At 39.7% G+C, this 23,353-nt stretch carries 19 protein-coding genes, 2 rRNA genes and 1 riboswitch; of the genes, 19 read left to right on the top strand and 2 right to left on the bottom strand.

The genetic code is table 11. The features are described 5' to 3' along the window. Window positions 1–149 precede the first annotated feature (149 nt). Window positions 150–3,076: ribosomal RNA gene (locus tag UtA1_RS00945) — 23S ribosomal RNA — on the top strand. A gap of 48 nt (window positions 3,077–3,124) precedes the next feature. Then, a 5S ribosomal RNA gene (rrf, locus tag UtA1_RS00940) occupies window positions 3,125–3,240 on the top strand. Window positions 3,241–3,715: 475 nt separating this feature from the next. On the opposite strand, the gene UtA1_RS00935 is transcribed toward rrf, so the two are convergent. Then, the gene (locus tag UtA1_RS00935) at window positions 3,716–4,726 is read right to left on the bottom strand and encodes a S66 peptidase family protein (protein WP_016838773.1); all 1,011 of its coding nucleotides are present in this window, start codon (window positions 4,724–4,726) and stop codon (window positions 3,716–3,718) included. A gap of 442 nt (window positions 4,727–5,168) precedes the next feature. Here UtA1_RS00935 and UtA1_RS00930 point away from each other — a divergent pair, with 442 nt between their 5' ends. The 13 genes from UtA1_RS00930 (at window position 5,169) to purD (ending at window position 18,523) form a co-directional block, all read left to right on the top strand. Next, window positions 5,169–5,390, top strand: a complete 222-nt coding sequence (locus UtA1_RS00930; RefSeq protein ID WP_096549755.1) for an NETI motif-containing protein — start codon at window positions 5,169–5,171, stop codon at window positions 5,388–5,390. 57 nt (window positions 5,391–5,447) lie between these two features. Beyond that, window positions 5,448–5,547, top strand: a riboswitch (purine riboswitch). A gap of 154 nt (window positions 5,548–5,701) precedes the next feature. Then, window positions 5,702–6,190, top strand: coding sequence for a 5-(carboxyamino)imidazole ribonucleotide mutase (gene purE / locus UtA1_RS00925; RefSeq protein WP_096549754.1), 489 nt, complete (start codon window positions 5,702–5,704; stop codon window positions 6,188–6,190). Beyond that, the gene (purK, locus tag UtA1_RS00920; RefSeq protein WP_096549753.1) at window positions 6,187–7,311 is read left to right on the top strand and encodes a 5-(carboxyamino)imidazole ribonucleotide synthase; all 1,125 of its coding nucleotides are present in this window, start codon (window positions 6,187–6,189) and stop codon (window positions 7,309–7,311) included. The genes purE and purK overlap by 4 nt, the downstream gene beginning before the upstream one ends. Window positions 7,312–7,329: 18 nt before the next feature. Further along, window positions 7,330–8,628: an adenylosuccinate lyase gene (gene purB / locus UtA1_RS00915; RefSeq protein WP_096549752.1), complete on the top strand. Its 1,299-nt coding sequence runs from the start codon at window positions 7,330–7,332 to the stop codon at window positions 8,626–8,628. A 55-nt stretch (window positions 8,629–8,683) separates the two neighbouring features. After that, window positions 8,684–9,394 carry a phosphoribosylaminoimidazolesuccinocarboxamide synthase gene (gene purC / locus UtA1_RS00910; protein ID WP_016838768.1) on the top strand — a complete coding sequence of 237 codons (711 nt, stop codon included), beginning with the start codon at window positions 8,684–8,686 and terminating at the stop codon, window positions 9,392–9,394. A gap of 1 nt (window position 9,395) precedes the next feature. Next, window positions 9,396–9,644 (top strand): phosphoribosylformylglycinamidine synthase subunit PurS, encoded by a 249-nt coding sequence (gene purS / locus UtA1_RS00905; protein WP_016838767.1) that lies wholly within the window; start codon window positions 9,396–9,398, stop codon window positions 9,642–9,644. A gap of 2 nt (window positions 9,645–9,646) precedes the next feature. Continuing rightward, entirely contained in the window at window positions 9,647–10,324 is a 678-nt protein-coding gene (gene purQ, locus UtA1_RS00900; protein ID WP_016838766.1) for a phosphoribosylformylglycinamidine synthase subunit PurQ, read from the top strand. Continuing rightward, the gene (purL, locus tag UtA1_RS00895) at window positions 10,317–12,542 is read left to right on the top strand and encodes a phosphoribosylformylglycinamidine synthase subunit PurL (RefSeq protein ID WP_096549751.1); all 2,226 of its coding nucleotides are present in this window, start codon (window positions 10,317–10,319) and stop codon (window positions 12,540–12,542) included. The genes purQ and purL overlap by 8 nt, the downstream gene beginning before the upstream one ends. Beyond that, a complete protein-coding gene (purF, locus tag UtA1_RS00890) occupies window positions 12,518–13,942 on the top strand; it encodes an amidophosphoribosyltransferase (RefSeq protein ID WP_096549750.1) in 1,425 nt (474 codons plus the stop codon). Before purL ends, purF begins: the two co-directional genes overlap by 25 nt. A 12-nt stretch (window positions 13,943–13,954) precedes the next feature. After that, window positions 13,955–15,013 carry a phosphoribosylformylglycinamidine cyclo-ligase gene (gene purM, locus UtA1_RS00885; protein WP_096549749.1) on the top strand — a complete coding sequence of 353 codons (1,059 nt, stop codon included), beginning with the start codon at window positions 13,955–13,957 and terminating at the stop codon, window positions 15,011–15,013. After that, window positions 15,010–15,579 (top strand): phosphoribosylglycinamide formyltransferase, encoded by a 570-nt coding sequence (gene purN, locus UtA1_RS00880; RefSeq protein ID WP_096549748.1) that lies wholly within the window; start codon window positions 15,010–15,012, stop codon window positions 15,577–15,579. The genes purM and purN overlap by 4 nt, the downstream gene beginning before the upstream one ends. Before the next feature lie 35 nt (window positions 15,580–15,614). Beyond that, on the top strand, window positions 15,615–17,141 hold the full coding sequence (purH, locus tag UtA1_RS00875) for a bifunctional phosphoribosylaminoimidazolecarboxamide formyltransferase/IMP cyclohydrolase (protein WP_096549747.1): 1,527 nt from the start codon (window positions 15,615–15,617) through the stop codon (window positions 17,139–17,141). Between the two features lie 125 nt (window positions 17,142–17,266). Further along, window positions 17,267–18,523, top strand: a complete 1,257-nt coding sequence (gene purD, locus UtA1_RS00870; RefSeq protein ID WP_096549746.1) for a phosphoribosylamine--glycine ligase — start codon at window positions 17,267–17,269, stop codon at window positions 18,521–18,523. A gap of 82 nt (window positions 18,524–18,605) precedes the next feature. Here the strand turns inward: purD and UtA1_RS00865 are convergent, their stop codons facing one another. Then, window positions 18,606–19,064: a hypothetical protein gene (locus tag UtA1_RS00865; protein ID WP_016838759.1), complete on the bottom strand. Its 459-nt coding sequence runs from the start codon at window positions 19,062–19,064 to the stop codon at window positions 18,606–18,608. A 165-nt stretch (window positions 19,065–19,229) separates the two neighbouring features. Here UtA1_RS00865 and UtA1_RS00860 point away from each other — a divergent pair, with 165 nt between their 5' ends. The 4 genes from UtA1_RS00860 to pcrB all read left to right on the top strand — a co-directional run bounded on the left by UtA1_RS00860 (window position 19,230) and on the right by pcrB (window position 23,329). Continuing rightward, complete coding sequence (locus UtA1_RS00860) at window positions 19,230–20,963, top strand: adenine deaminase C-terminal domain-containing protein (RefSeq protein ID WP_096549745.1); 1,734 nt, start codon at window positions 19,230–19,232, stop codon at window positions 20,961–20,963. 17 nt (window positions 20,964–20,980) lie between these two features. Next, entirely contained in the window at window positions 20,981–22,033 is a 1,053-nt protein-coding gene (locus UtA1_RS00855) for a DUF3048 domain-containing protein (RefSeq protein ID WP_016838757.1), read from the top strand. Between the two features lie 16 nt (window positions 22,034–22,049). Further along, on the top strand, window positions 22,050–22,367 hold the full coding sequence (locus tag UtA1_RS00850) for a YerC/YecD family TrpR-related protein (protein ID WP_016838756.1): 318 nt from the start codon (window positions 22,050–22,052) through the stop codon (window positions 22,365–22,367). 269 nt (window positions 22,368–22,636) lie between these two features. After that, window positions 22,637–23,329 (top strand): heptaprenylglyceryl phosphate synthase, encoded by a 693-nt coding sequence (pcrB, locus tag UtA1_RS00845; protein WP_096549744.1) that lies wholly within the window; start codon window positions 22,637–22,639, stop codon window positions 23,327–23,329. The last annotated feature ends 24 nt before the right edge of the window (window positions 23,330–23,353 follow it).

The following is a 23,353-nucleotide window of genomic DNA, read 5'->3' as shown; positions in this document are numbered from 1 at the left end:
TGCGACGTGGATTAAAAGCCATAAGGGTTGCGAGACGCAAGCAAGACAAGGAAATGAGCGAGTGAGAACCGGAGTGTACTATATGCGTACATGAGGATTTGAACGAGCGAAATTGACGAAGTATTGCGCAGCGTATCGAAAACCGAAAAGGTTAAGTTGTTAAGGGCGCACGGTGGATGCCTTGGCACTAGGAGCCGATGAAGGACGGGACTAACACCGATATGCTTCGGGGAGCTGTAAGTAAGCTTTGATCCGGAGATTTCCGAATGGGGGAACCCACTGTTCGTAATGGAACAGTATCTTAACGTGAATCCATAGCGTTAAGAAGGCACACCCAGGGAACTGAAACATCTAAGTACCTGGAGGAGAAGAAAGAAAAATCGATTCCCTGAGTAGCGGCGAGCGAAACGGGAACAGCCCAAACCAAGAGGCTTGCCTCTTGGGGTTGTAGGACACTCTATACGGAGTTACAAAAGGATGGGTTAGATGAACCGTTCTGGAAAGGACGGCCAGAGAAGGTAAAAGCCCTGTAGTCGAAAATCCATCCTCTCCTGAGTGGATCCTGAGTACGGCGGAACACGTGAAATTCCGTCGGAATCCGGGAGGACCATCTCCCAAGGCTAAATACTCCCTAGTGACCGATAGTGAACCAGTACCGTGAGGGAAAGGTGAAAAGCACCCCGGGAGGGGAGTGAAAGAGAACCTGAAACCGTGTGCCTACAAGTAGTCAGAGCCCGTTAACGGGTGATGGCGTGCCTTTTGTAGAATGAACCGGCGAGTTACGATTACGTGCAAGGTTAAGCAGAAAATGCGGAGCCGCAGCGAAAGCGAGTCTGAATAGGGCGTTATGAGTACGTGGTCGTAGACCCGAAACCAGGTGATCTACCCATGTCCAGGGTGAAGGTGAGGTAACACTCACTGGAGGCCCGAACCCACGCACGTTGAAAAGTGCGGGGATGAGGTGTGGGTAGCGGAGAAATTCCAATCGAACTTGGAGATAGCTGGTTCTCTCCGAAATAGCTTTAGGGCTAGCCTCGTGTGAAGAATACTGGAGGTAGAGCACTGTTTGGACTAGGGGCCCACCTCGGGTTACCGAATTCAGACAAACTCCGAATGCCAGCTATTTATACACGGGAGTCAGACTACGAGTGATAAGATCCGTGGTCAAAAGGGAAACAGCCCAGACCACCAGCTAAGGTCCCAAAGTAATCGTTAAGTGGAAAAGGATGTGGCGTTGCTTAGACAACCAGGATGTTGGCTTAGAAGCAGCCATCATTTAAAGAGTGCGTAATAGCTCACTGGTCGAGTGACGCTGCGCCGAAAATGTAACGGGGCTAAACGATTCACCGAAGCTGTGGATTCGTGCGTTGCACGAGTGGTAGGAGAGCGTTCTAAGTGCGTCGAAGTCAGACCGGAAGGACTGGTGGAGCGCTTAGAAGTGAGAATGCCGGTATGAGTAGCGAAAGATGGGTGAGAATCCCATCCACCGAATGACTAAGGTTTCCTGAGGAAGGCTCGTCCGCTCAGGGTTAGTCGGGACCTAAGTCGAGGCCGAAAGGCGTAGACGATGGACAACAGGTTGATATTCCTGTACCACCTCCCCGCCGTTTGAGTGATGGGGGGACGCAGGAGGATAGGGAATGCACGCCGTTGGTCGAGCGTGTCCAAGCAGCAAGGCGTGGAAGTAGGCAAATCCGCTTCCTAATACGCCGAGCTGTGATGGGGAGCGCGTTATGCGCGAAGTTCCTGATTTCACACTGCCAAGAAAAGCCTCTAGCGAGGCGGGAGGTGCCCGTACCGCAAACCGACACAGGTAGTCGAGGAGAGAATCCTAAGGTGAGCGAGAGAACTCTCGTTAAGGAACTCGGCAAAATGACCCCGTAACTTCGGGAGAAGGGGTGCTCATTGGGGTGCAAGCCCTGATGAGCCGCAGTGAATAGGCCCAGGCGACTGTTTAGCAAAAACACAGGTCTCTGCAAAACCGTAAGGTGAAGTATAGGGGCTGACGCCTGCCCGGTGCTGGAAGGTTAAGAGGAGGAGTTAGCGCAAGCGAAGCTCCGAATTGAAGCCCCAGTAAACGGCGGCCGTAACTATAACGGTCCTAAGGTAGCGAAATTCCTTGTCGGGTAAGTTCCGACCCGCACGAAAGGCGTAACGATCTGGGCACTGTCTCAACGAGAGACTCGGTGAAATTATAGTACCTGTGAAGATGCAGGTTACCCGCGACAGGACGGAAAGACCCCGTGGAGCTTTACTGTAACCTGATATTGAATTTCGGTGCAACTTGTACAGGATAGGTAGGAGCCGTAGAAGGGGGAGCGCCAGCTTCCCTGGAGGCGCCCTTGGGATACTACCCTGGTTGTACTGAAATTCTAACCCGCAAGCCTGATCGGCTTGGGAGACAGTGTCAGGTGGACAGTTTGACTGGGGCGGTCGCCTCCTAAAAGGTAACGGAGGCGCCCAAAGGTTCCCTCAGAATGGTTGGAAATCATTCGCAGAGTGTAAAGGCATAAGGGAGCTTGACTGCGAGACCTACAAGTCGAGCAGGGTCGAAAGACGGGCTTAGTGATCCGGTGGTTCCGCATGGAAGGGCCATCGCTCAACGGATAAAAGCTACCCCGGGGATAACAGGCTTATCTCCCCCAAGAGTCCACATCGACGGGGAGGTTTGGCACCTCGATGTCGGCTCATCGCATCCTGGGGCTGTAGTCGGTCCCAAGGGTTGGGCTGTTCGCCCATTAAAGCGGTACGCGAGCTGGGTTCAGAACGTCGTGAGACAGTTCGGTCCCTATCCGTCGTGGGCGTAGGAAATTTGAGAGGAGCTGTCCTTAGTACGAGAGGACCGGGATGGACACACCGCTGGTGTACCAGTTGTCTTGCCAAAGGCACCGCTGGGTAGCTATGTGTGGACGGGATAAGTGCTGAAAGCATCTAAGCATGAAGCCCCCCTCAAGATGAGATTTCCCATTGCATAAGCAAGTAAGATCCCTCAAAGACGATGAGGTAGATAGGTCCGAGGTGGAAGCACGGTGACGTGTGGAGCTGACGGATACTAATCGATCGAGGACTTAACCAATCATTTCAATGTCGTTATCCAGTTTTGAGAGAACAACCTCTCATATAGTGAAGTGACGATGGCGAAGAGGTCACACCCGTTCCCATACCGAACACGGAAGTTAAGCTCTTCAGCGCCGATGGTAGTAAGGGGCTTCCCCTTGTGAGAGTAGGACGTCGCTTCGCAGAAGGCACCACAATAATGGTGCTTTTTTTATTGCAAAAATTGAAGCCCCTTACTAACAAGGACTGAAAGTCCGATCGGCGCGATACAGAAACCACATGCTAAACAAAAGTAAAATAAATATTTGAAGGAGACGAGAAGCACGGGGACCAAGAAGTTCAAGGAAGCGAGGCAGCCCGGAGCGGAGCGTACTATGTACGTGAGCACCGGACTGCCGAAGCTGACACAGAAATTCGCTGGTCAACGTGCTTCGGAGTTAGCGCCGATGGTAGTTAAGGGGTCCCCTTGTGAGAGATAGACGAGCGCTTAGCAGAAGGCACCACAATAGTGGTGCTTTTTTTATTGCAAAAATTGAGCTCCTTACTACCAAGGACTGAAAGTCCGATCGGCGGATAGAGAAGTGGCAATTAAAACGAAAGCAAAACAATTATTTGGAGGAGACGGAACGTGGACGGGAGTTAACAACTTCTTCCAACTCTATTGTACTGAGTTTTCACAAAATAAAATATTGACATTATTGTTAGACGCTTCAACTTCTACATCAATACCGTTTGGAATTGTCATCATTGGATCCGTGTGTCCAAAATCAACATTATACACAATTGGAAAATCATATCCTTTAGTAGCCTGGCAAATGATATCTATAAATGTATAATCTTGTGAAAATTCTACTTTTGGATGAAAACGTCCGACCACTATTCCATTAATTTTTTCAAAAACCCCCATATGCCGTAACTGAGTTAAATAGCGATCGATAGTACCAGGATTTTCTTGTTCATCTTCTTCTAAAAATAGTATTTTGTTATCAAAGGTTGGAAGAAACTCTGTTCCTGCTAATAGTAACATTGTCCCCATATTGCCAGCTAAGATACTTCCCCTTGCTCTTCCTTCTTTAATAATAAGAGGTCCTTCATTTTTAGTAAGTTGTCGTGGTCGATTATCCTCTATATCCCAAGCTAAAAATTCGCTTGTCCAATATTTACTAGGAGGAATGCGTATTTCATCATTTTGGGTCATTAAAACGTCTTTAAATATTTTCTTTGTGTATTCTAACATTCCACCATATTCACCAAATTGAGGTAATAGTGCGGGTCCCATAAAGGTTATTAGTTCAGATTTTTTATGAATAGCTAATAGAATAGCAGTGAAATCACTATAACCCAATATTATTTTTGGATTTTGCTTTATAAGATTATAATCAATGTATTCTAATAGTTGGTGCGAATTGTAACCACCTATTGTATTAATAATAGCTTTTACTTCGTGATCTTGAAACATTTCATGTAAATCCTCTAACCTTTCTTCAACGGTTCCTGCTAAATGTCCAATGCGTTTCAAAGCATTTTTCCCTATTTTCACCTTAAAACCCATACTCTCTAATTCAGAAATTCCTCTTTGAAATCTATTAGGGCAAGCTGCTGCAACTGGAGATGAAGTAGATATGATTCCTACAGTATCCCCCGGTTTTAATAATTTTGGTTTAATCATAAACATAACCTCTCTTTACCCAGTTTTTTATTGAATGATTAAGTTTATCATAATATCCTTCATGTCTATGTCAATTGTTCGGATGTATGTATCGTATGTATCTGTTTTAGTACATCAAAACCATGCAATTCGGGCAATATTAAATCAAAAAGAATTATCATATTCACTCTCCCGATTTTTAATTAAACCTTCAGTTTTAGTATTCGCTACATCAGTAATTTATCCTTCAAACTTAAGATCCACTTAATACTCGGGCATTAATCAAAAAATAAATTCTTATGTTCCATAAATAGCATCAGTTTTTACAAATAATATTAATTAAAGAATTACACACGAAAATAATAAGAATTTACTAATTAGTTATTGAATCTTCCATATAATTCATTATTTTTCTTTATGTATAATAGGAGAATAAAATGTTTTTCATGAAAGGATGAATTATTTGGTTAAAAAAACAATCTGGGTGGAAATGGAAGAAAATGAAACGCCTGAACAATGTATAACAAGAATAGAACAAATGGGGTATAAGCCAATTGTTCGAAAAGAGGAGCCAGTTTTTCAATATATTAATGGTGAGATTACGTATTTTCGTCAAAAAGTTAAATTTAAGGCGGAATTACTTGAAGAAAAAACAAAAAACGAGAAAAACACGAACATTAAATAGTGGTATTTTATAATCGTTCGCATTTTTTGATTGATTTTCTTCTTCACCCTTGCTACAATGAACAGAGGAAAACTCCCTCATATATGCTAGAGAATATGGCTCTAGTGTCTCTACCCGACACCGTAAATGTCGGACTATGCGGGAAAGCAACTTTTGGATGATTCGGTAGGTTGGAAATAAATTACCTCAACCTTCTGTTTTGCTATGTCCTCAAGTACTCTGCTTTCTACCGTGTAGCGAAGGCGGGCTATTTGAGGATTTTTTTACGAATACATGTAAATACATTGTTAACTTAAAAAGGAGCGTTATTAATGAATCCTAAAATCGGAGTCATAATGGGAAGTTCCAGTGATTGGGATACGATGAAACATGTTTGTGACATATTAGACGAGTTAGAAGTGCCATACGAAAAGAAAGTTGTATCAGCTCATCGAACTCCTGATTTGATGTTTGAATATGCCGAAACTGCCCGTTCACGTGGTATTGAAGTCATTATTGCCGGAGCGGGAGGAGCAGCTCACTTACCGGGGATGGTTGCAAGTAAAACAACTTTGCCAGTCATCGGTGTACCTGTACAATCAAAAGCTTTAAATGGACTTGATTCATTGCTTTCCATTGTGCAAATGCCTGGTGGTGTTCCTGTAGCGACAGTTGCTATTGGCAAAGCAGGTGCCACAAATGCTGGACTCTTAGCAGCACAAATTTTATCCATTACAGATAAACAAATAGCAGAAAAACTGGAAGCAAGACGTGAACAATTAAAACAAAAAGTATTAGAAAGTTCAGGTGACTTGAAGTGACAAAAACAATATACCCCGGTCAAACGATTGGCATCATCGGGGGTGGACAGTTAGGACGAATGATGGCTCTCAGTGCAAGAGAAGCAGGTTTCAAAATTGCAGTTCTTGATCCGACAATGGATTCACCATGTGGTCAAGTTGCAGATATACAAATTGTAGCTCCGTATGATGATGAAGCTGCACTTGAAGAATTAGCGGAAATAAGTGATGTCATCACTTTTGAGTTTGAAAATATAGATTATGAAGGACTAAAACGATTAACAGAGATTGCCTACGTTCCTCAAGGCGCGGAAATTATTCGCATTACTCAAAATCGAGTAACGGAAAAGGAAGCTATTGTAAATGCCGGTTGCCCTGTTGCACCGTATATTGTTTGCGAGAGCTATGAAGAACTTGTTGAAAAAATAGATCAAATTGGTTTTCCGAGCATTGTGAAAACTGCCCGTTTTGGTTATGACGGAAAAGGTCAACAAAAGCTTCTATCAAAAGAAGACTTGCCATTAGCTAAAAATTTATTTGATCACTCACAATGTATTGTGGAAGGATTTATTCCATTTGAGAAGGAAATTTCCGTCATTATCCAAAGGAATGGAAATGGAGAAACTTATTGTTTACCAGTTGGCGAAAATGTTCATGTTAACCACATTTTACATGAAACAATTGTGCCTGCTCGAATTTCTTCAGAAACAAAACAATTAGCGGAAGAAGCAGCACGAAAAATCGCTGAACATTTGCAATTAATTGGAACACTAGCAGTTGAAATGTTCGTGTTAAAGGATGGACAAATTATCATTAATGAACTAGCACCAAGACCGCATAATTCCGGTCATTATTCCATTGAAGCATGCAACATTTCTCAATTCGCGCAACATATCCGTGCTGTTGCAGGATGGCCATTGCGTGAACCAAAACTACATTCTCCAGTAGTGATGGTAAACGTATTAGGGCAGCATGTAGCGCCGCTTTCCAATTCCATTACTAAATATCCACATTGGTCGATTCACCTCTATGGAAAGAAAGAGGCAAAAGTTAACCGAAAAATGGGACATGTAACAATACTAACTGATAACATCGAAGAAACACTAATAGAAATTGAAACTTCTGGCATTTGGTCAGAATGAGGAAAAGGAGATTTGAAAATGATTGAACGTTATACTCGTCCAGAAATGGGAGCAATTTGGACTGAAGAAAATAAATTTAAAGCTTGGCTTGAAGTTGAGATTTTAGCGTGTGAAGCATGGGCTGAACTTGGAGTTATTCCAAAAGAGGACGTAGTGAAATTGCGTCAAAACGCTTCATTTGATATTAACCGTATTTACGAAATTGAACAAACAACGAAACATGATGTAGTAGCATTTACTCGCGCTGTTTCTGAGACGCTTGGGGAAGAAAGAAAATGGGTTCATTACGGACTGACTTCAACAGATGTTGTAGATACTGCCCTCTCTTATTTAATTAAACAAGCAAACAACATTCTACGAAAAGACATTCAAAAATTTATTGATGTATTAACAGCCAAGGCAAAAGAACATAAATATACGGTGATGATGGGGCGCACTCATGGAGTACACGCAGAACCGACAACATTTGGATTAAAACTTGCCTTATGGCGTGAAGAAATGTTACGCAATCTAGAACGATTTGAAAGAGCAGCAAAAACGATTGAGACGGGTAAAATTTCAGGAGCTGTTGGAACATACGCCAACATCGATCCATTTGTAGAGCAATACGTTTGTGAAAAATTAGGTCTAACGCCAGCACCAATTTCAACTCAAACATTGCAACGTGATCGCCATGCAGAATACATTGCAGCATTAGCTCTAATTGCAACTTCCATTGAGAAATTCGCAACGGAAATTCGAGGATTGCAAAAATCCGAAACTCGAGAAGTTGAAGAAGGATTTGCAAAAGGACAAAAAGGTTCATCAGCAATGCCGCATAAACGCAATCCAATCGGTTCAGAAAACATGGCTGGAATTGCTCGTGTAGTACGTGGACATGTGATCACAGCTTACGAAAATGTTTCTTTATGGCATGAGCGTGATATTTCTCATTCATCAGCAGAACGTATCATTATTCCTGATACAACGATAGCACTTAACTATATGTTGAACCGTTTCAGCAATATCGTGAAAAACTTAACCGTTTTCCCAGAAAACATGAAACGCAATATGGACGCTACGTTCGGACTAATTTATTCACAGCGTATTCTTCTAGCATTAATCGATAAAGGATTATCTCGCGAAGAAGCTTATGATACTGTTCAACCATTAACGGCAAAAGCTTGGGATGAACAAAGACATTTCCGTCCGCTTGTTGAAGCAGATGAAAAAATCAGTTCACTTTTATCTAAAGAAGAAATTGATGATTGTTTCGATTACAACTGGCATTTGAAAAATGTTGATTTGATTTTTGAACGTTTAGGAATAAATGATTAATCGGTAAAGTAAAAAGCGAAGCCATTGAAAAATTTAAATTATTGGGGGAACGGTTATGGAAAAAGGTGCGCTGTTATACGAAGGAAAAGCGAAACGCTTATATGCAACAGATGTGGAAGATGTTTTGTTTGTTGAGTATAAAAACAGTGCGACAGCCTTTAACGGGCTGAAGAAAGCAGAAATTGAGGGGAAAGGAATATTAAATAATAAAATTTCTACCCTGATTTTTGAAAAATTAAAACAGCATGGTATCGAATCTCACTTTATTAAGAGTGTATCTGAACACGAACAACTAGTAAAAAAAGTGGATATCATCCCCCTTGAAGTGGTTGTTCGCAATATATCAGCAGGTAGCTTCGCTGAAAGGCTTGGCATTGAAGAAGGAACAAAGTTAAAGCGTCCGATTGTTGAGTTTTACTATAAAAATGACGCATTAAAAGATCCTTTGATTAACAATGAACATATTGACATACTTGGGATTGCATCAAAAGAAGAAGTTGAAACGATTACTAACAATGCATTTAAAGTGAATGAAGCATTGAGGAAAATATTTGAAGAAATCGATGTCGTATTAGTTGATTTTAAATTGGAATTCGGTCGTGATAAAGAAGGCAACATCTTGCTTGCGGATGAAATCTCTCCAGATACTTGCCGACTCTGGGATGCGGAAACGAATGAAAAGCTGGATAAAGACGTATTTAGACGTGATCTTGGTAGTTTAACAGATGTTTATAACATTATTCTTTCTAGACTTGGAGGAAAGTGATATGAAAAAAGTTAAAATTTACGTTACGTTACGTGAAAGTGTATTAGACCCACAAGGCTCTGCAGTAAAAGGATCTTTAGTAAATATGGGATATAAAGAAGTTGAGGACGTACGTATCGGTAAATATTTAGAAGTATTAATTTCAGATACTGAACGTGATATTGACGCATTGGTAAAAGAAATGTGTGAAAAGCTGCTGGCAAACACTGTGATTGAGGATTATCGCTTTGAAGTCGAGGAGGCTAATTAATCATGAAATTTGCTGTACTCGTATTCCCAGGGTCGAACTGTGATATCGACATGTATCATGCAATAAAGGACGAACTAGGTGAAGAAGTAGAATATGTTTGGCACGATGCAACAGATTTAAGTAAATTTGATGCGATTTTAATTCCTGGAGGATTCTCATACGGGGATTATCTCCGTTGTGGAGCCATGGCAAGTCAATCAAATGTTATGAAAGCAGTGAAAAAGGCAGCAGAAGAAGGAAAACCAGTTTTAGGAGTTTGCAACGGATTCCAAATTTTAACGGAAGCGGGTTTGCTACCAGGGGTTTTACTTCGCAACCAAAACTTAAAATTCATTTGCCGAACAGTTCAATTAAAAGTTGAAAATAACAATACGCTATTTACAAATCAATATGAGCAAGGGCAAATCATTAATATTCCAATCGCTCATGGTGAAGGAAACTATTTCTGTGATGAGGAAACATTAAAAAAATTACAAGAAAAGAATCAAATCGTTTTCACTTATTCAGGTGAAAATCCAAATGGAAGTCTATCAGACATTGCAGGTATTGTGAATGAGCGTGGTAACGTTCTTGGTATGATGCCACACCCTGAACGTGCGGTGGATGCATTACTTGGCAGTGCAGACGGACTAGCATTATTCAAATCAATTGTGAAACAGTGGAGGGAATCACATGTCTAATTTAGAACCAACTGCAGAACAAATTAAGGAACAAAAGCTTTATCGTGACATGGGGTTAAGTGATGAAGAGTTTGCGATGGTTGAGAAAATTTTAGGCCGTCTTCCAAATTGGACAGAAACAGGTTTGTTCTCTGTTATGTGGTCTGAACACTGTTCTTATAAAAACTCAAAACCGGTATTGCGTAAATTCCCAACAAGCGGACCTCGCGTATTACAAGGTCCTGGAGAGGGTGCGGGGATTGTTGACATAGGTGATGAGCAAGCAGTTGTATTCAAGATGGAATCTCATAACCACCCTTCAGCGATTGAACCTTACCAAGGTGCAGCAACAGGGGTTGGAGGGATTATTCGTGACGTGTTCTCCATGGGTGCTCGTCCAATTGCACTGTTAAACTCTTTACGTTTCGGTGAATTAAAGTCGCCTCGAGTGAAATACTTATTTGAAGAAGTAGTGGCAGGAATCGCTGGATACGGAAACTGCATCGGTATCCCAACTGTTGGTGGAGAAGTTCAATTTGACCCTTGCTATGAAGGAAATCCTTTAGTAAATGCTATGTGTGTTGGTTTAATTGACCATAAAGATATTCAAAAAGGTGTGGCTAAAGGTGTAGGTAATACTGTCATGTATGTGGGTGCTAAAACAGGGCGTGACGGTATCCACGGTGCGACGTTCGCTTCTGAAGAATTAAGTGAAGAATCAGAAGAAAATCGTCCAGCAGTTCAAGTTGGGGACCCATTCATGGAAAAACTTCTATTAGAAGCTTGTTTAGAAGTTGTAAAATCAGATGCTCTCGTTGGTATACAAGATATGGGAGCTGCAGGTTTAACTTCCTCTTCAGCAGAGATGGCTTCAAAAGCTGGTTCAGGTATCGAAATGAATTTAGATTTAGTGCCGCAACGTGAGACAGGCATGACTGCCTATGAAATGATGTTATCAGAATCACAAGAACGAATGCTTTTAGTCGTGAAAAAAGGTCGCGAAGAAGAAATCAAACAAATCTTCGAAAAATACGGATTAGATGCTGTTGCAATCGGCCGAGTGACAGACGATAAAATGTTGAGGCTGATTCATAAAGGTGAAGTTGTAGCTGAAGTTCCAGCTGATGCATTAGCAGAAGATGCACCAGTTTATCATAAACCTTCTAAAGAACCTGCTTATTTTAGCGAGTTCCAAGCAATGGAAAACGCGGAGCCTGAAGTAAGTGACTTGAAAGAAACGTTGAAACAATTACTTCAAGCACCGACTATTGCTTCAAAAGAATGGGTTTACAATCAATTTGACTATCAAGTTCGTACAAATACAGTAGTAACTCCTGGTTCAGATGCGGCAGTATTGCGCATTAGAGGTACAAATAAAGCACTTGCTATGACAGCTGACTGCAACTCTCGCTACATTTATTTAGATCCAGAAACAGGTGGCAAAATCGCGGTGGCAGAGGCTGCTCGCAACATTGTTGCATCAGGTGGCGAACCGCTAGCAATTACAGACTGCTTAAACTTTGGTAATCCAGAAAAGCCAGAAATCTTCTGGCAATTAGAAAAGAGTGCGGATGGTATTTCTGCGGCTTGTACAGCTTTAAAAACACCAGTTATTAGCGGCAACGTTTCCCTTTATAATGAACATTCAGGTCAAGCTGTATATCCTACTCCAACAATTGGTATGGTTGGTTTAATTCAAGATTTATCACATGTGACAACACAACAAGTTAAACAAGCTGGTGACGTTGTTTATATACTTGGTGAAACGAAAACAGAATTCGGTGGATCAGAACTACAAAAATTAGTTCATGGCAAAATCTTTGGTAAAGCGCCAAGCATCGATTTAGAGGTGGAGGCAGCGCGCCAAAAAGCATTACTTTCTGCAATTCGTGCTGGACTTGTTCAATCTGCTCATGACGTATCTGAAGGCGGCGTAGCAGTTGCGTTAGCTGAAAAGACTTTCGGAACTGAAGGGTTAGGACTTCATGTGAGATTAGAAGGATCACCTGTAACTGCTTTATTCAGTGAATCTCAATCTCGTTTTATCGTCACAGTAAAAGAAGAAAACGTGAAGCAATTTGAAGAATTGATTACTGATGCAAAGAAAATCGGACTTGTTACAAATGATGGGAAAATCACAATTGAAGGCGAATCAGGCTTGTTAATTGAGGGGTCTGTGGAAGAATTTTGTTCTGCTTGGAAAGGAGCTATCCCATGCTTGCTGAAATCAGAGGCTTAAACGAAGAATGTGGTGTTTTTGGGATATGGGGACATGAAGCTGCAGCTCATTTAAGCTATTACGGTTTACATGCTTTACAACATCGCGGTCAAGAAGGTGCTGGCATCGTCGCTACTGACGGCCAGTACTTCAAAGTGGTAAAAGGTGAAGGCTTAGTAAATGAAGTATTTAATGAAGAAAAATTAAAAAGTTTAAAAGGCACTTCTGCCATTGCTCATGTTCGCTATACAACTGCAGGCGGCGGAGGAATAGAGAACGTACAGCCGTTATTGGTTCGTTCCTCAACTGGCACGATTGCTTTGGCTCATAATGGTAATTTAGTCAATGCGAATCATTTGAAACAACATCTTGAACGATCAGGTAGTATTTTTCATTCTACTTCAGACACGGAAGTAATTGTGCATTTAATTAAAAAAAGCAAAAAGCCTCGCTTCCGTGAGCAAGTAAAAGAAGCTCTTTCTCTATTGAGAGGTGCATTCTCCGTCATTATTTTAACGAAAGATAAAATGATCCTAGCTCGAGATCGCAATGGTTTACGTCCACTGTCAATTGGTAAATTAGGGGGCGCTTGGGTGGCTTCGTCTGAAACTTGCGCCTTTGATTTGATTGGTGCGGAGTTTATACGGGAAGTGGAGCCGGGAGAATTAGTTGTTATTTCAGAAAAAGGTATCGAAGAAGATCGCTATGCTCAAATGGAACAAAGAGCAATGTGTGCAATGGAATATGTTTATTTTGCACGTCCTGACTCAAATATTGATTATGTCAACATTCACATGGCTCGTAAACGTTTGGGTAAACAATTAGCAAAAGAAATGGGTTCAATTGATGCGGATGTTGTAACAGGTGTTCCGGATTCCTCCATTTCAGCTGCAATTGGTTTTGCAGAAGAAATTGGCATTCCTTACGAAATGGGATTAATCAAAAATCGTTATGTGGGAAGAACATTTATTCAACCGACACAAGAATTGCGTGAACGCGGAGTAAAAATGAAATTATCTCCTGTCGTTCAAATCGTTCGTGGAAAACGAGTAGTCATGGTGGATGATTCCATCGTTCGAGGAACAACTTCTCGTAGAATTGTCAAAATGTTAAAAGAAGCTGGAGCAAAGGAAGTGCATGTAGCAATCACTTCTCCTCCACTTTCGAATCCTTGCTTCTATGGAATAGACATTTCATCAGATGAAGAGCTAATCGCAACAGGAAAAACAATCGACGAAATCCGTAATGCAATTGGTGCAGATTCCTTAACATTTTTATCTCCAGACGGATTAGTAGAAGCAATCTCAAGACCTTTTGACGATGAGAATGGAGGTCTTTGCATGGCATGCTTTACTGGAAAATATCCAACTGAAATTTTTCCAGACACTGTCTTACCACATATTAAAGAACTTTCACATTAAGGAGGAAGAATCATGTCAAAGGCATATGAACAAGCGGGAGTCAATATTGAAGCTGGTTATGAAGCTGTTAAACGCATGAAATCCCATGTAGAAAGAACAAAACGAAATGGTATCATGGGAACGTTTGGTGGCTTCGGTGGCATGTTCGATTTATCTTCATTAAATTTAAAAGAACCTGTTCTAATTTCTGGTACAGATGGTGTCGGGACTAAGCTCAAATTAGCATTTATGGCCGATAAACATGACACGATTGGCATTGACTGCGTGGCGATGTGTGTGAATGACATCGTTGCACAAGGTGCAGAACCGTTATACTTTTTAGATTATATTGCAATTGGGAAAGCAGACCCTGAAAAGATCGAGCAAATAGTAAGTGGCGTTGCAGATGGCTGCGTTCAGGCAGGTGCTGCACTTATCGGCGGGGAAACTGCTGAAATGCCTGGTTTGTATGATGAAAATGAATATGATGTAGCTGGTTTTGCGGTTGGGGCTTGTGAAAAATCTCGTGTCGTTACTGGGGAAAAAATTGTTGAAGGGGATGTCCTTGTTGGACTTGCATCTAGCGGCGTACATTCCAATGGTTATTCCTTAGTTCGCAAAATCGTATTTGGTAATTGCGGCTATAAATATGATGAAGTAATTGAAGGTTATGAAGATTTGGGGCCAATTGGTGATGCTTTGCTTACACCAACGAAAATTTACGCCAAACCAGTTCTTGAGATGTTAAAGCAAGTGGACGTTCACGGCATGGCTCACATTACTGGTGGTGGATTTTATGAAAACTTGCCTCGAATGATGCCAGAAGGACTGGCAACAGAAATTGATTTAGAATCATGGGAAACTCTTCGAATTTTCGAATTTTTGAAGGATAAAGGTTCGCTATCAGACAGAGATTTATACAACGTTTTTAATATGGGGATTGGATTTGTTCTTTCCGTTTCTCCTGAAGATGCGGATAAAATAATTCAAATTGCAGAAGCCCACGGGGAGAAAGCGTATCAAATTGGGCGTGTTGTAAAAGGCGAAGGGGTTTTATTTAATGGAAAACACGATGGGAGCTTGAGCCAATGACAACGAAAATAGCAGTGTTTGCATCAGGAAGTGGATCGAATTTTCAAGCGATTCAAGAATCCATCGAACGTGGAGAATTAAATGCAAACATAGAAGTTGTAGTAACAGATAAACCCAATGCATATGTGGTTAAAAGAGCGGAGAAATTCGGCATCCCAGTTTTCGCATTTTCACCAAAAGATTATGCTTCAAAAGCTACATATGAATCTGAAATTGTAAAAATATTGAAACGAAAAGCGGTGGAATGGATTGTTTTAGCTGGGTATATGCGCTTAATTGGCGACACATTACTTACTGAATATCCTAATAAAATCGTTAATATCCATCCTTCTCTATTACCAGCTTTTCCTGGAAAAGATGCGATTGGACAAGCAATGGAACATGGCGTGAAAGTCACTGGGGTTACTGTTCATTATGTTGATGAAGGGATGGATACAGGTCCAATTATTGCACAAAGAGCGGTAGAAGTTGTGGATGGTAATCGAGAAGCAACGGAAGAACGTATTCACAAAGTAGAACATGAACTTTATCCAAAAACGTTAAAAAAATTATTTGAAAATAAATAATTGCAAAAATAGAGTATAAACTGGAGGCTTTAACTGTGGCAAAACGTGCACTTATTAGTGTTTCAAATAAAGATGGAATTTTAGAGTTTGCGAAAGAATTAGTTGCGCTTGGTTATGAAATATTATCTACTGGTGGTACGAAAAAGTTATTGCAAGAAAATAACGTACCGGTAACTGGTGTAGATGAAGTAACAAAATTTCCTGAAATTCTTGACGGACGTGTAAAAACATTAAATCCCATGATTCATGGTGGTCTATTAGGGAAATTTGATGATCCTTCCCACCAAGCACAAATGCAAGAACACGGAATTGAACCAATTGAAATCGTTTGTGTAAACTTATATCCATTTGTAGAAACAATTTCAAAACCAAATGTCACTTGGGAAGATGCAATTGAAAATATTGATATTGGTGGTCCTACAATGTTGCGTGCGGCTGCGAAAAACCATCAATATGTAACTGTAATCGTTGACAGCAATGACTATGCTACGGTTCTTGAAGAATTGAAAGCGAACGGTACAACTACTTTTGAAACGCGAAAAAAACTTGCAGCGAAAGTATTCCGCCATACAGCAAGCTATGATGCATATATTTCAAACTACTTAACAGAAGAATCATTCCCTGAAAGTTTAACACTTACTTACGAATTACAACAAACGTTGCGATACGGTGAAAATCCTCACCAAAAAGCTGCATTTTATAAAAAACGTTTAGGTTCAGATTTTTCTCTTGCCTATGCTACTCAATTACATGGAAAAGAATTATCCTTTAATAATATTCAAGATGGGAATGCAGCTCTTCAAATTGTAAAAGAATTTAAAATACCAGCTGCCGTAGCGGTAAAACATATGAACCCATGTGGTGTTGGTACTGGTAGCACGATTGAAGAAGCATTTGACAAAGCTTATGAAGCAGATCCAGTTTCAATTTTTGGTGGAATCATTGCGTTAAACCGTGAAGTAGAAGCACCTACTGCAGAAAAATTAAGCAATATCTTCTTAGAAATTATCATTGCACCTTCATTTACAGAAGAAGCATTAGAAATTTTAACGAAAAAGAAAAACATTCGCTTGCTTACAATCAATTTCTCTCAAGAAAAACAAGATTCGTTCAAAGTTGTTTCCGTTGAAGGTGGTTTACTCGTCCAAGAAGACGATACATATGGCTTTGACGATGCCGATATAAAAGTTGTAACAGACCGTGAACCAACGGATGAAGAATGGGAAGCTTTAAAACTTGGTTGGGCCGTTGTGAAACACGTGAAGTCAAATGCTATTGTCGTAAACAATAAACAAATGACATTAGGAATCGGTGCAGGTCAAATGAACCGTGTTGGAGCTGCGAAAATCGCATTAGAGCAAGCTGGTGAAAAAGCGAAAGGTGCGGTAATGGCTTCGGATGCTTTCTTCCCAATGCCAGATACAGTAGAAGAAGCAATCAAAGCTGGAATTACAGCAATCATTCATCCAGGGGGATCTATTCGCGATCAAGACTCCATCGATGTGGCGAACAAGGCTGGTATTGCCATGGTTACAACAGGAGTAAGACATTTTAAACATTAATGAATAAAGACGGCTCGTTTCGTAGCCGTCTTTTCTAAAGTTGACATATTTTTTTGAGATTTGCAGTTATTTCTAACTTCATTTGAAATATATATGCCAATAATTTGTAGGAGGGCATCGATCGTATGAGAGTATTAGTAGTTGGTAGCGGTGGACGTGAGCATGCTATCGCAAAAAAATTTAGCATTTCTCCATCCGTAGAAAAAGTGTATGTAGCACCTGGAAATGATGGAATGCGTGATTGTGCAGAATTGGTTGCGATTGATTCAATGGATTTTGAAAGCTTGGCAAACTTCGCAAAAGAACAACGTATTGATTTAACTTTTGTCGGTCCTGAACAACCTCTTGCTGAGGGAATTGTGGATTATTTCCAAGAACGAGGTCTTGTCATTTTTGGACCAACAAAACAAGCAGCTCAAATTGAAGGTAGTAAGTCATTTGCAAAACAATTAATGAAAAAATACAACATCCCAACAGCAACTTATGAAACGTTTACTGAAATGGATAAAGCGATTGAATATATTAAACAACAAGGGGCACCGATTGTTGTAAAAGCAGATGGCTTGGCAGCTGGTAAAGGTGTAGTTGTTGCAATGACAGAACAAGAAGCGATTGATGCTGTAACGGATATGATTGGGAATCAACGCTTTGGTGAATCTTCATCAAAAGTAGTGATTGAGGAATATTTAGAAGGAGAAGAATTTTCCTTCATGTCCTTTGTACATAAAGGGCAAATTTATCCAATGGTGATTGCTCAAGATCATAAACGAGCTTATGATGGCGATACAGGTCCAAATACTGGTGGTATGGGTGCATATTCACCGGTTCCGCAAATTCCGCAAGAAATGGTATCTCGCGCATATACAGAAATTGTAGAACCAACTGTAAAAGCTATGGAAGAAGAAGGCGCATCCTTCACTGGAGTTTTATATGCAGGATTAATTCTTACGAAAGAAGGTCCAAAAGTTATTGAATTTAATGCACGTTTTGGCGATCCAGAAACACAAGTAGTGCTTCCTCGCATGACTTCTGATTTTGGATTATTCATGAAAGCATTAATGGAAGAAAAATTCTTTGATTTACAATGGTCTAATGAAGTAATGCTAGGAGTTGTCATTGCGGCAGAAGGCTATCCTGGAACAGTTGAAAAAGGACATCCACTTCCAAATTTAGATGAGCTTAGTAAAGAATATGAAGTATATCATGCAGGAACGAAACTTCAAGATGGACGATATGTAGGTAATGGTGGACGTGTGTTATTAGTGGCATCAAAAGCAGAGTCTTTAAAAGAAGCGAAAGAAAAAGTATATGCAGGAATAGATAAGTATTCTTGGGATCATTTCTTCTACCGCAAAGATATTGGATGGAGAACATTTAAATAATTTTTCCATGAGATAAAATGAAATAAAAAGCACAAACCAAGAGTAATGGGGTTTGTGCTTTTTCTGAGTTAAACATTTTTATTTATTTGGATTTCTTCTGATTTGCATTATTTGTAACACCTTGAATGGCTTTGGCAGCTTCCTCCATCATTGTGCCCGATTGGGTTGTGTTAGCAACTGTCTCTGCAACTTTAGCTGCAGTTTGTGTCATTTGTTGCATAGTGGAGCCATTGCCGCCATTGGAATTTTGATTTCCGCTATTATATCTTGAATTAAAAGCAGTCATTAAGCTATCGCCATCCATAAATTCTTGCATGGATGTTGTAACGGCATTTTTCACATTATTGCTGAACATTGCTTTGGTAGGGCAGTATAAAAAGATACCTTCAGCAATTTTTAATGAACCAGCTGTAATTGATAGCATTCCTAAAGTTTTGTTTCCGTTCTCTTTCACTAAATGACTAATTCCACAAGCTGTTAACCCAATGCCTAAAGCAAGTCGAACGAAGCCACTTTTTTCAGAAATATTTTCTTCCAACATCAAAATCACTCCTTTTCAAATGTGCTGATTGAAAGAACTTTAATTTAGTAAAGTGCTGTGTTACGATAAAATCAGATATGCTTGCTTTTCAGCATTGTTAGTATGTGCGAATAAAACTCGATTAAACGAAATAAATATTTTATATAATAGAAGGGAGTGTAATATATGCCAGAATCTATTTGGAAGATTCAAGAAATCCGAAATCAAATTGCTGTGATAGAAGGAAAGCTATCACCAACCATTGTTTTAAAAAATGCACGCTTTTTACATAGCATGTTAAAACAATGGGTTTTCGGTAATATTTGGGTTCATCATGATCGAATCGTATATGTTGGTAATGAAATGCCAGAAAATTTACTAGATACTGAAGTAATAGATTTAGGGGGAAAAACGGTTGTACCAGGTTATATTGAACCCCATGTCCATCCGTTTCAATTATATAATCCTGTAACATTTGCAGATTACGCAGCACAATTTGGAACAACAATGTTTATAAGCGATAATCTACATTTTGCGTTACAACTCCCTAATACGAAAGCGTTTTCACTTCTAGATGAATTGAAAAAGATGCCGTTTTCTTATTATTGGTGGACTCGTTATGATGCGCAAACCGAATTGGGTAATGAAGATCAAATATTTACGAATAAATCTATTTTTGAATGGATTGGAAGAGATGACGTTTTACTTGGAGGCGAGTTAACTGGTTGGCCACGTCTTTTACGTGGTGATGACCAAATGCTTTATTGGATTCAGTCTTCAAAGAAGAATGGGAAGAAAATTGAAGGACATTTTCCAGGTGCATCTGATAAAACCCTTGTCAGAATGAAATTACTTGGAGCAGATGGTGATCATGAAGCAATGACGGTTGAGGAAGTTGAAAAACGGATTTTTCATGGTTATGGTGTAACGCTACGATATTCTTCCATCCGTCCTGATCTTCCAAATCTATTAAAAGGAATACTAGATAAAAAGTTAAATATATTTGACCATTTAATGATGACAACAGATGGTTCAACACCTTGTTTCCATCGTGAAGGTGTCATGAATTTATGCATCCAAATTGCACTTGAAGTAGGAGTCGACCCTATTGATGCATATAACATGGCTTCATATAATATCGCGAAGTATTATAGTTTATCTCATTTACATGGTTTGATTGCGACAGGAAGATTTGCTACTTTAAATATTTTAAAAGATGAATTTACTCCAAATCCGGAATCGGTATTATCAAAAGGTGTTTGGTTAAAAAAAGATGGACAAAAAGTACAAACATTACCAGAAATCGATTGGAATAAGTATTATCCATCTCTTGAACTAGAATTTGAGTTAAACGAGGAAGATTTCCAAGTATCTACACCAATTGGAATTGAATTGGTTAACGATGTCATAACAAAACCATACTCTGTGAATTTCCAATTGCATAAAAATGAAATTCTTGTAAATTCCGATGAAAGTTTATTAATGCTTATAGATAAAAACGGAAAATGGCGAATTAATGCAATCTTAAAAGGTTTTGCAACAAATGTAAAAGGATTTGCTTCCTCATACTCTAATACAGGGGATATCATTTTAATAGGTAAAAATGAGCAAGATATGATGCTTGCTTTTAATGAAATGAAAAAAATGAAGGGCGGCATTGTCCTTACAGAAGACAATGAAGTTATTATGTCTCTACCATTGACTGGAGCAGGTAACTTTTTCACTGGAAAGATGGAAGACTTAATGGAAAATGAGGCGGCATTAACAGCGGCATTGCGAGAAAGAGGTTATAAGCATAGCGATGCGATTTATACATTGTTCTTCTTACAATCAACTCATTTACCTTATATCCGAATCACACAAAATGGAATTGTTGATGTCATGAAAAAAGAAGTAATGATTCCATCAGTGATGCGCTAGCTGAAAGGATGAAGATTATGTTTCGAAAAAAAACATTGCTTTGTGTCTTAGCAAGTATCTCACTTCTTGCAGCATGTGGAGATGGTAGTGAAAAAAGCATAAGTGATAAACCAATTGAACCAGTTCAAGAAGAACCGAAAGAAATATTATATCCGACACCATTTACTGGAGAACTGATTTCTAATGAGATTACAATGAGGCCTGTTATTGCTACGATTAACAATCACCCTGCTGCCCGTCCGCAATCTGGTATTGCAAGTGCTGATGTAGTTTATGAAATGCTTGCAGAAGGGGATGTTACAAGATTTTTGGCATTGTTCCAATCGGAAATTCCTGATAGCATCGGACCAATTCGTAGTGCAAGATCCTATTTTATTGAATTAGCGGATGGACTTGACGCCTTTTACATTGCACACGGTTTCAGTCCAGAAGCAAAACAGATGCTCGAAAATGGCATCGTTGATAACATTAACGGTATGTATTACGATGGTTCCTTCTTCAAACGTTCTAAAGATCGGGTTGCACCACATAACTCATATTTTATGAGCGATAACCTAGAAGCTGCTGCAGAAAAAGTGAATGCTTCACTTCTCTATCAGAAAAAAGTATCGTATACTTATTATGATGATGAGGAAAGTGTTAAAGTAGGTGCGCAAGCAGATCGTATACATGTCCGTTATAGTAATAATGAAAACTTTAACAGCACCTATTCATATGATCCAGTGAGCAACACTTATTCCCGCTCTTCTGGTGGAACGGTAACAACAGATTTATTGACGGGAGAACCGATAAAGTTATCCAATGTGTTAGTCTTGGAAATGGATCATCAGGTGATTGACAACAAAGGCCGTAGAGAGATTGATATTTATTCTGGTGGGAGAGCTTATATTTTCCAACAAGGGATGATGCGAGAACTGCGTTGGGAAAATATTGACGGCGTTTTAACAGCGGTAGAAATCGACGGCAGTGAAGCAAAACTTATGCCAGGTAAAACATGGATTCATTTTGTACCAACAAATCCGGGAATTGCTACTTCTGTAACTTATTCAAATTCTGAGCAGCAAAGTTGAAAGGATGAGGAAGAAAATGCAGGTAGATAAAATTCGTGGTCCTCAAACAGATCAGCTTTTTAGAGCGATATTAGAATTGAGAGACCTTGAAGAATGCTATAAATTTTTCGATGACTTATGTACGATTAGTGAAATTCAATCGATGGCTCAACGATTTGAAGTAGCTCATCTATTACGTTTGAAAAAAACTTATGAAACAATCAAAAAAGAAACCGGAGCTTCTACTGCAACCATTTCACGGGTGCGTCGTTGTTTCGATTATGGCAATGATGCTTATGAAGAAATGTTAAGTCGACTTTATCCAAATGAAAAACCATATGAACCAAAAAGATAAGTTTGTTAAAATTGGGATTGTTTAGAAGTAAAAATTATCACTCAGTTTAATTGGGTGATAATTTTTTGTTTGTCGATTTTCGATTTCGTGGATGCTTTCTTCATTCCTCATACTCTCTTTTTCGGTCAAGGACAACTGAACGAGGATTGAGAAAAGTTTCTTATATAAACAGCGATTTCACTTACAGGAAAGTAGGTAGGAGTTTTCGGTAAAAGCTACTTTGAGATATACTTATAAGCACAAAATAAATAGGAATAGGTGAGGACTTTATGGACTATAAAAATTGGAGACATGTATTTAAAATTGACCCTTCAAAAGAACTTTCAGATGAAGCATTAGAAAAGGTGTGCGAATCTGGCACAGATGTCATTTTAGTAGGAGGGACAGATGGGATTACTTTAGATAACGTGCTCGAACAACTCGTTCGAATCAGAAGATATTCTGTTCCAATTGCCTTAGAAATATCAACAATTGAATCTATTACCCCTGGATTTGATTATTATTTGATACCTACTGTCTTAAATAGTACGAATACAAAATGGGTAAAAGACCTTCATCATGCGGCCATTAAAGAATTTGGTGATGTCATGGTATGGGATGAACTAGTTGCAGAAGGCTACTGTATATTAAATCCAGATTGCAAAGTAGCAAAAGCAACGGAGGCCGATACAAATTTAACAAAAGAAGACGTAATTGCATATGCCCGACTTGCTGAAAATTACTTTAAATTGCCTATTTTTTATGTAGAATACAGCGGTACATATGGTGACGTAGAAATTGTTGCTGGGGTAAAAGAAGTATTATCAGAAACTCGACTATTTTATGGTGGAGGTATCCGCAACGCTGAACAAGCAAAAGAGATGGCCAAATTTGCAGATACTGTTATCGTTGGAAACGTCATTTATGAGGATTTAAAAGAAGCGCTAAAAACCGTTGTGGCAGTAAAAAGTGTAACAAGATAAACGGTGCGAAAATGATCTCTTTGT

Source organism: Ureibacillus thermosphaericus, from assembly GCF_002370195.2.
Classification (GTDB): Bacteria; Bacillota; Bacilli; order Bacillales_A; family Planococcaceae; genus Ureibacillus; species Ureibacillus thermosphaericus.
This window is presented reverse-complemented; position numbering and strand designations above follow the sequence as displayed.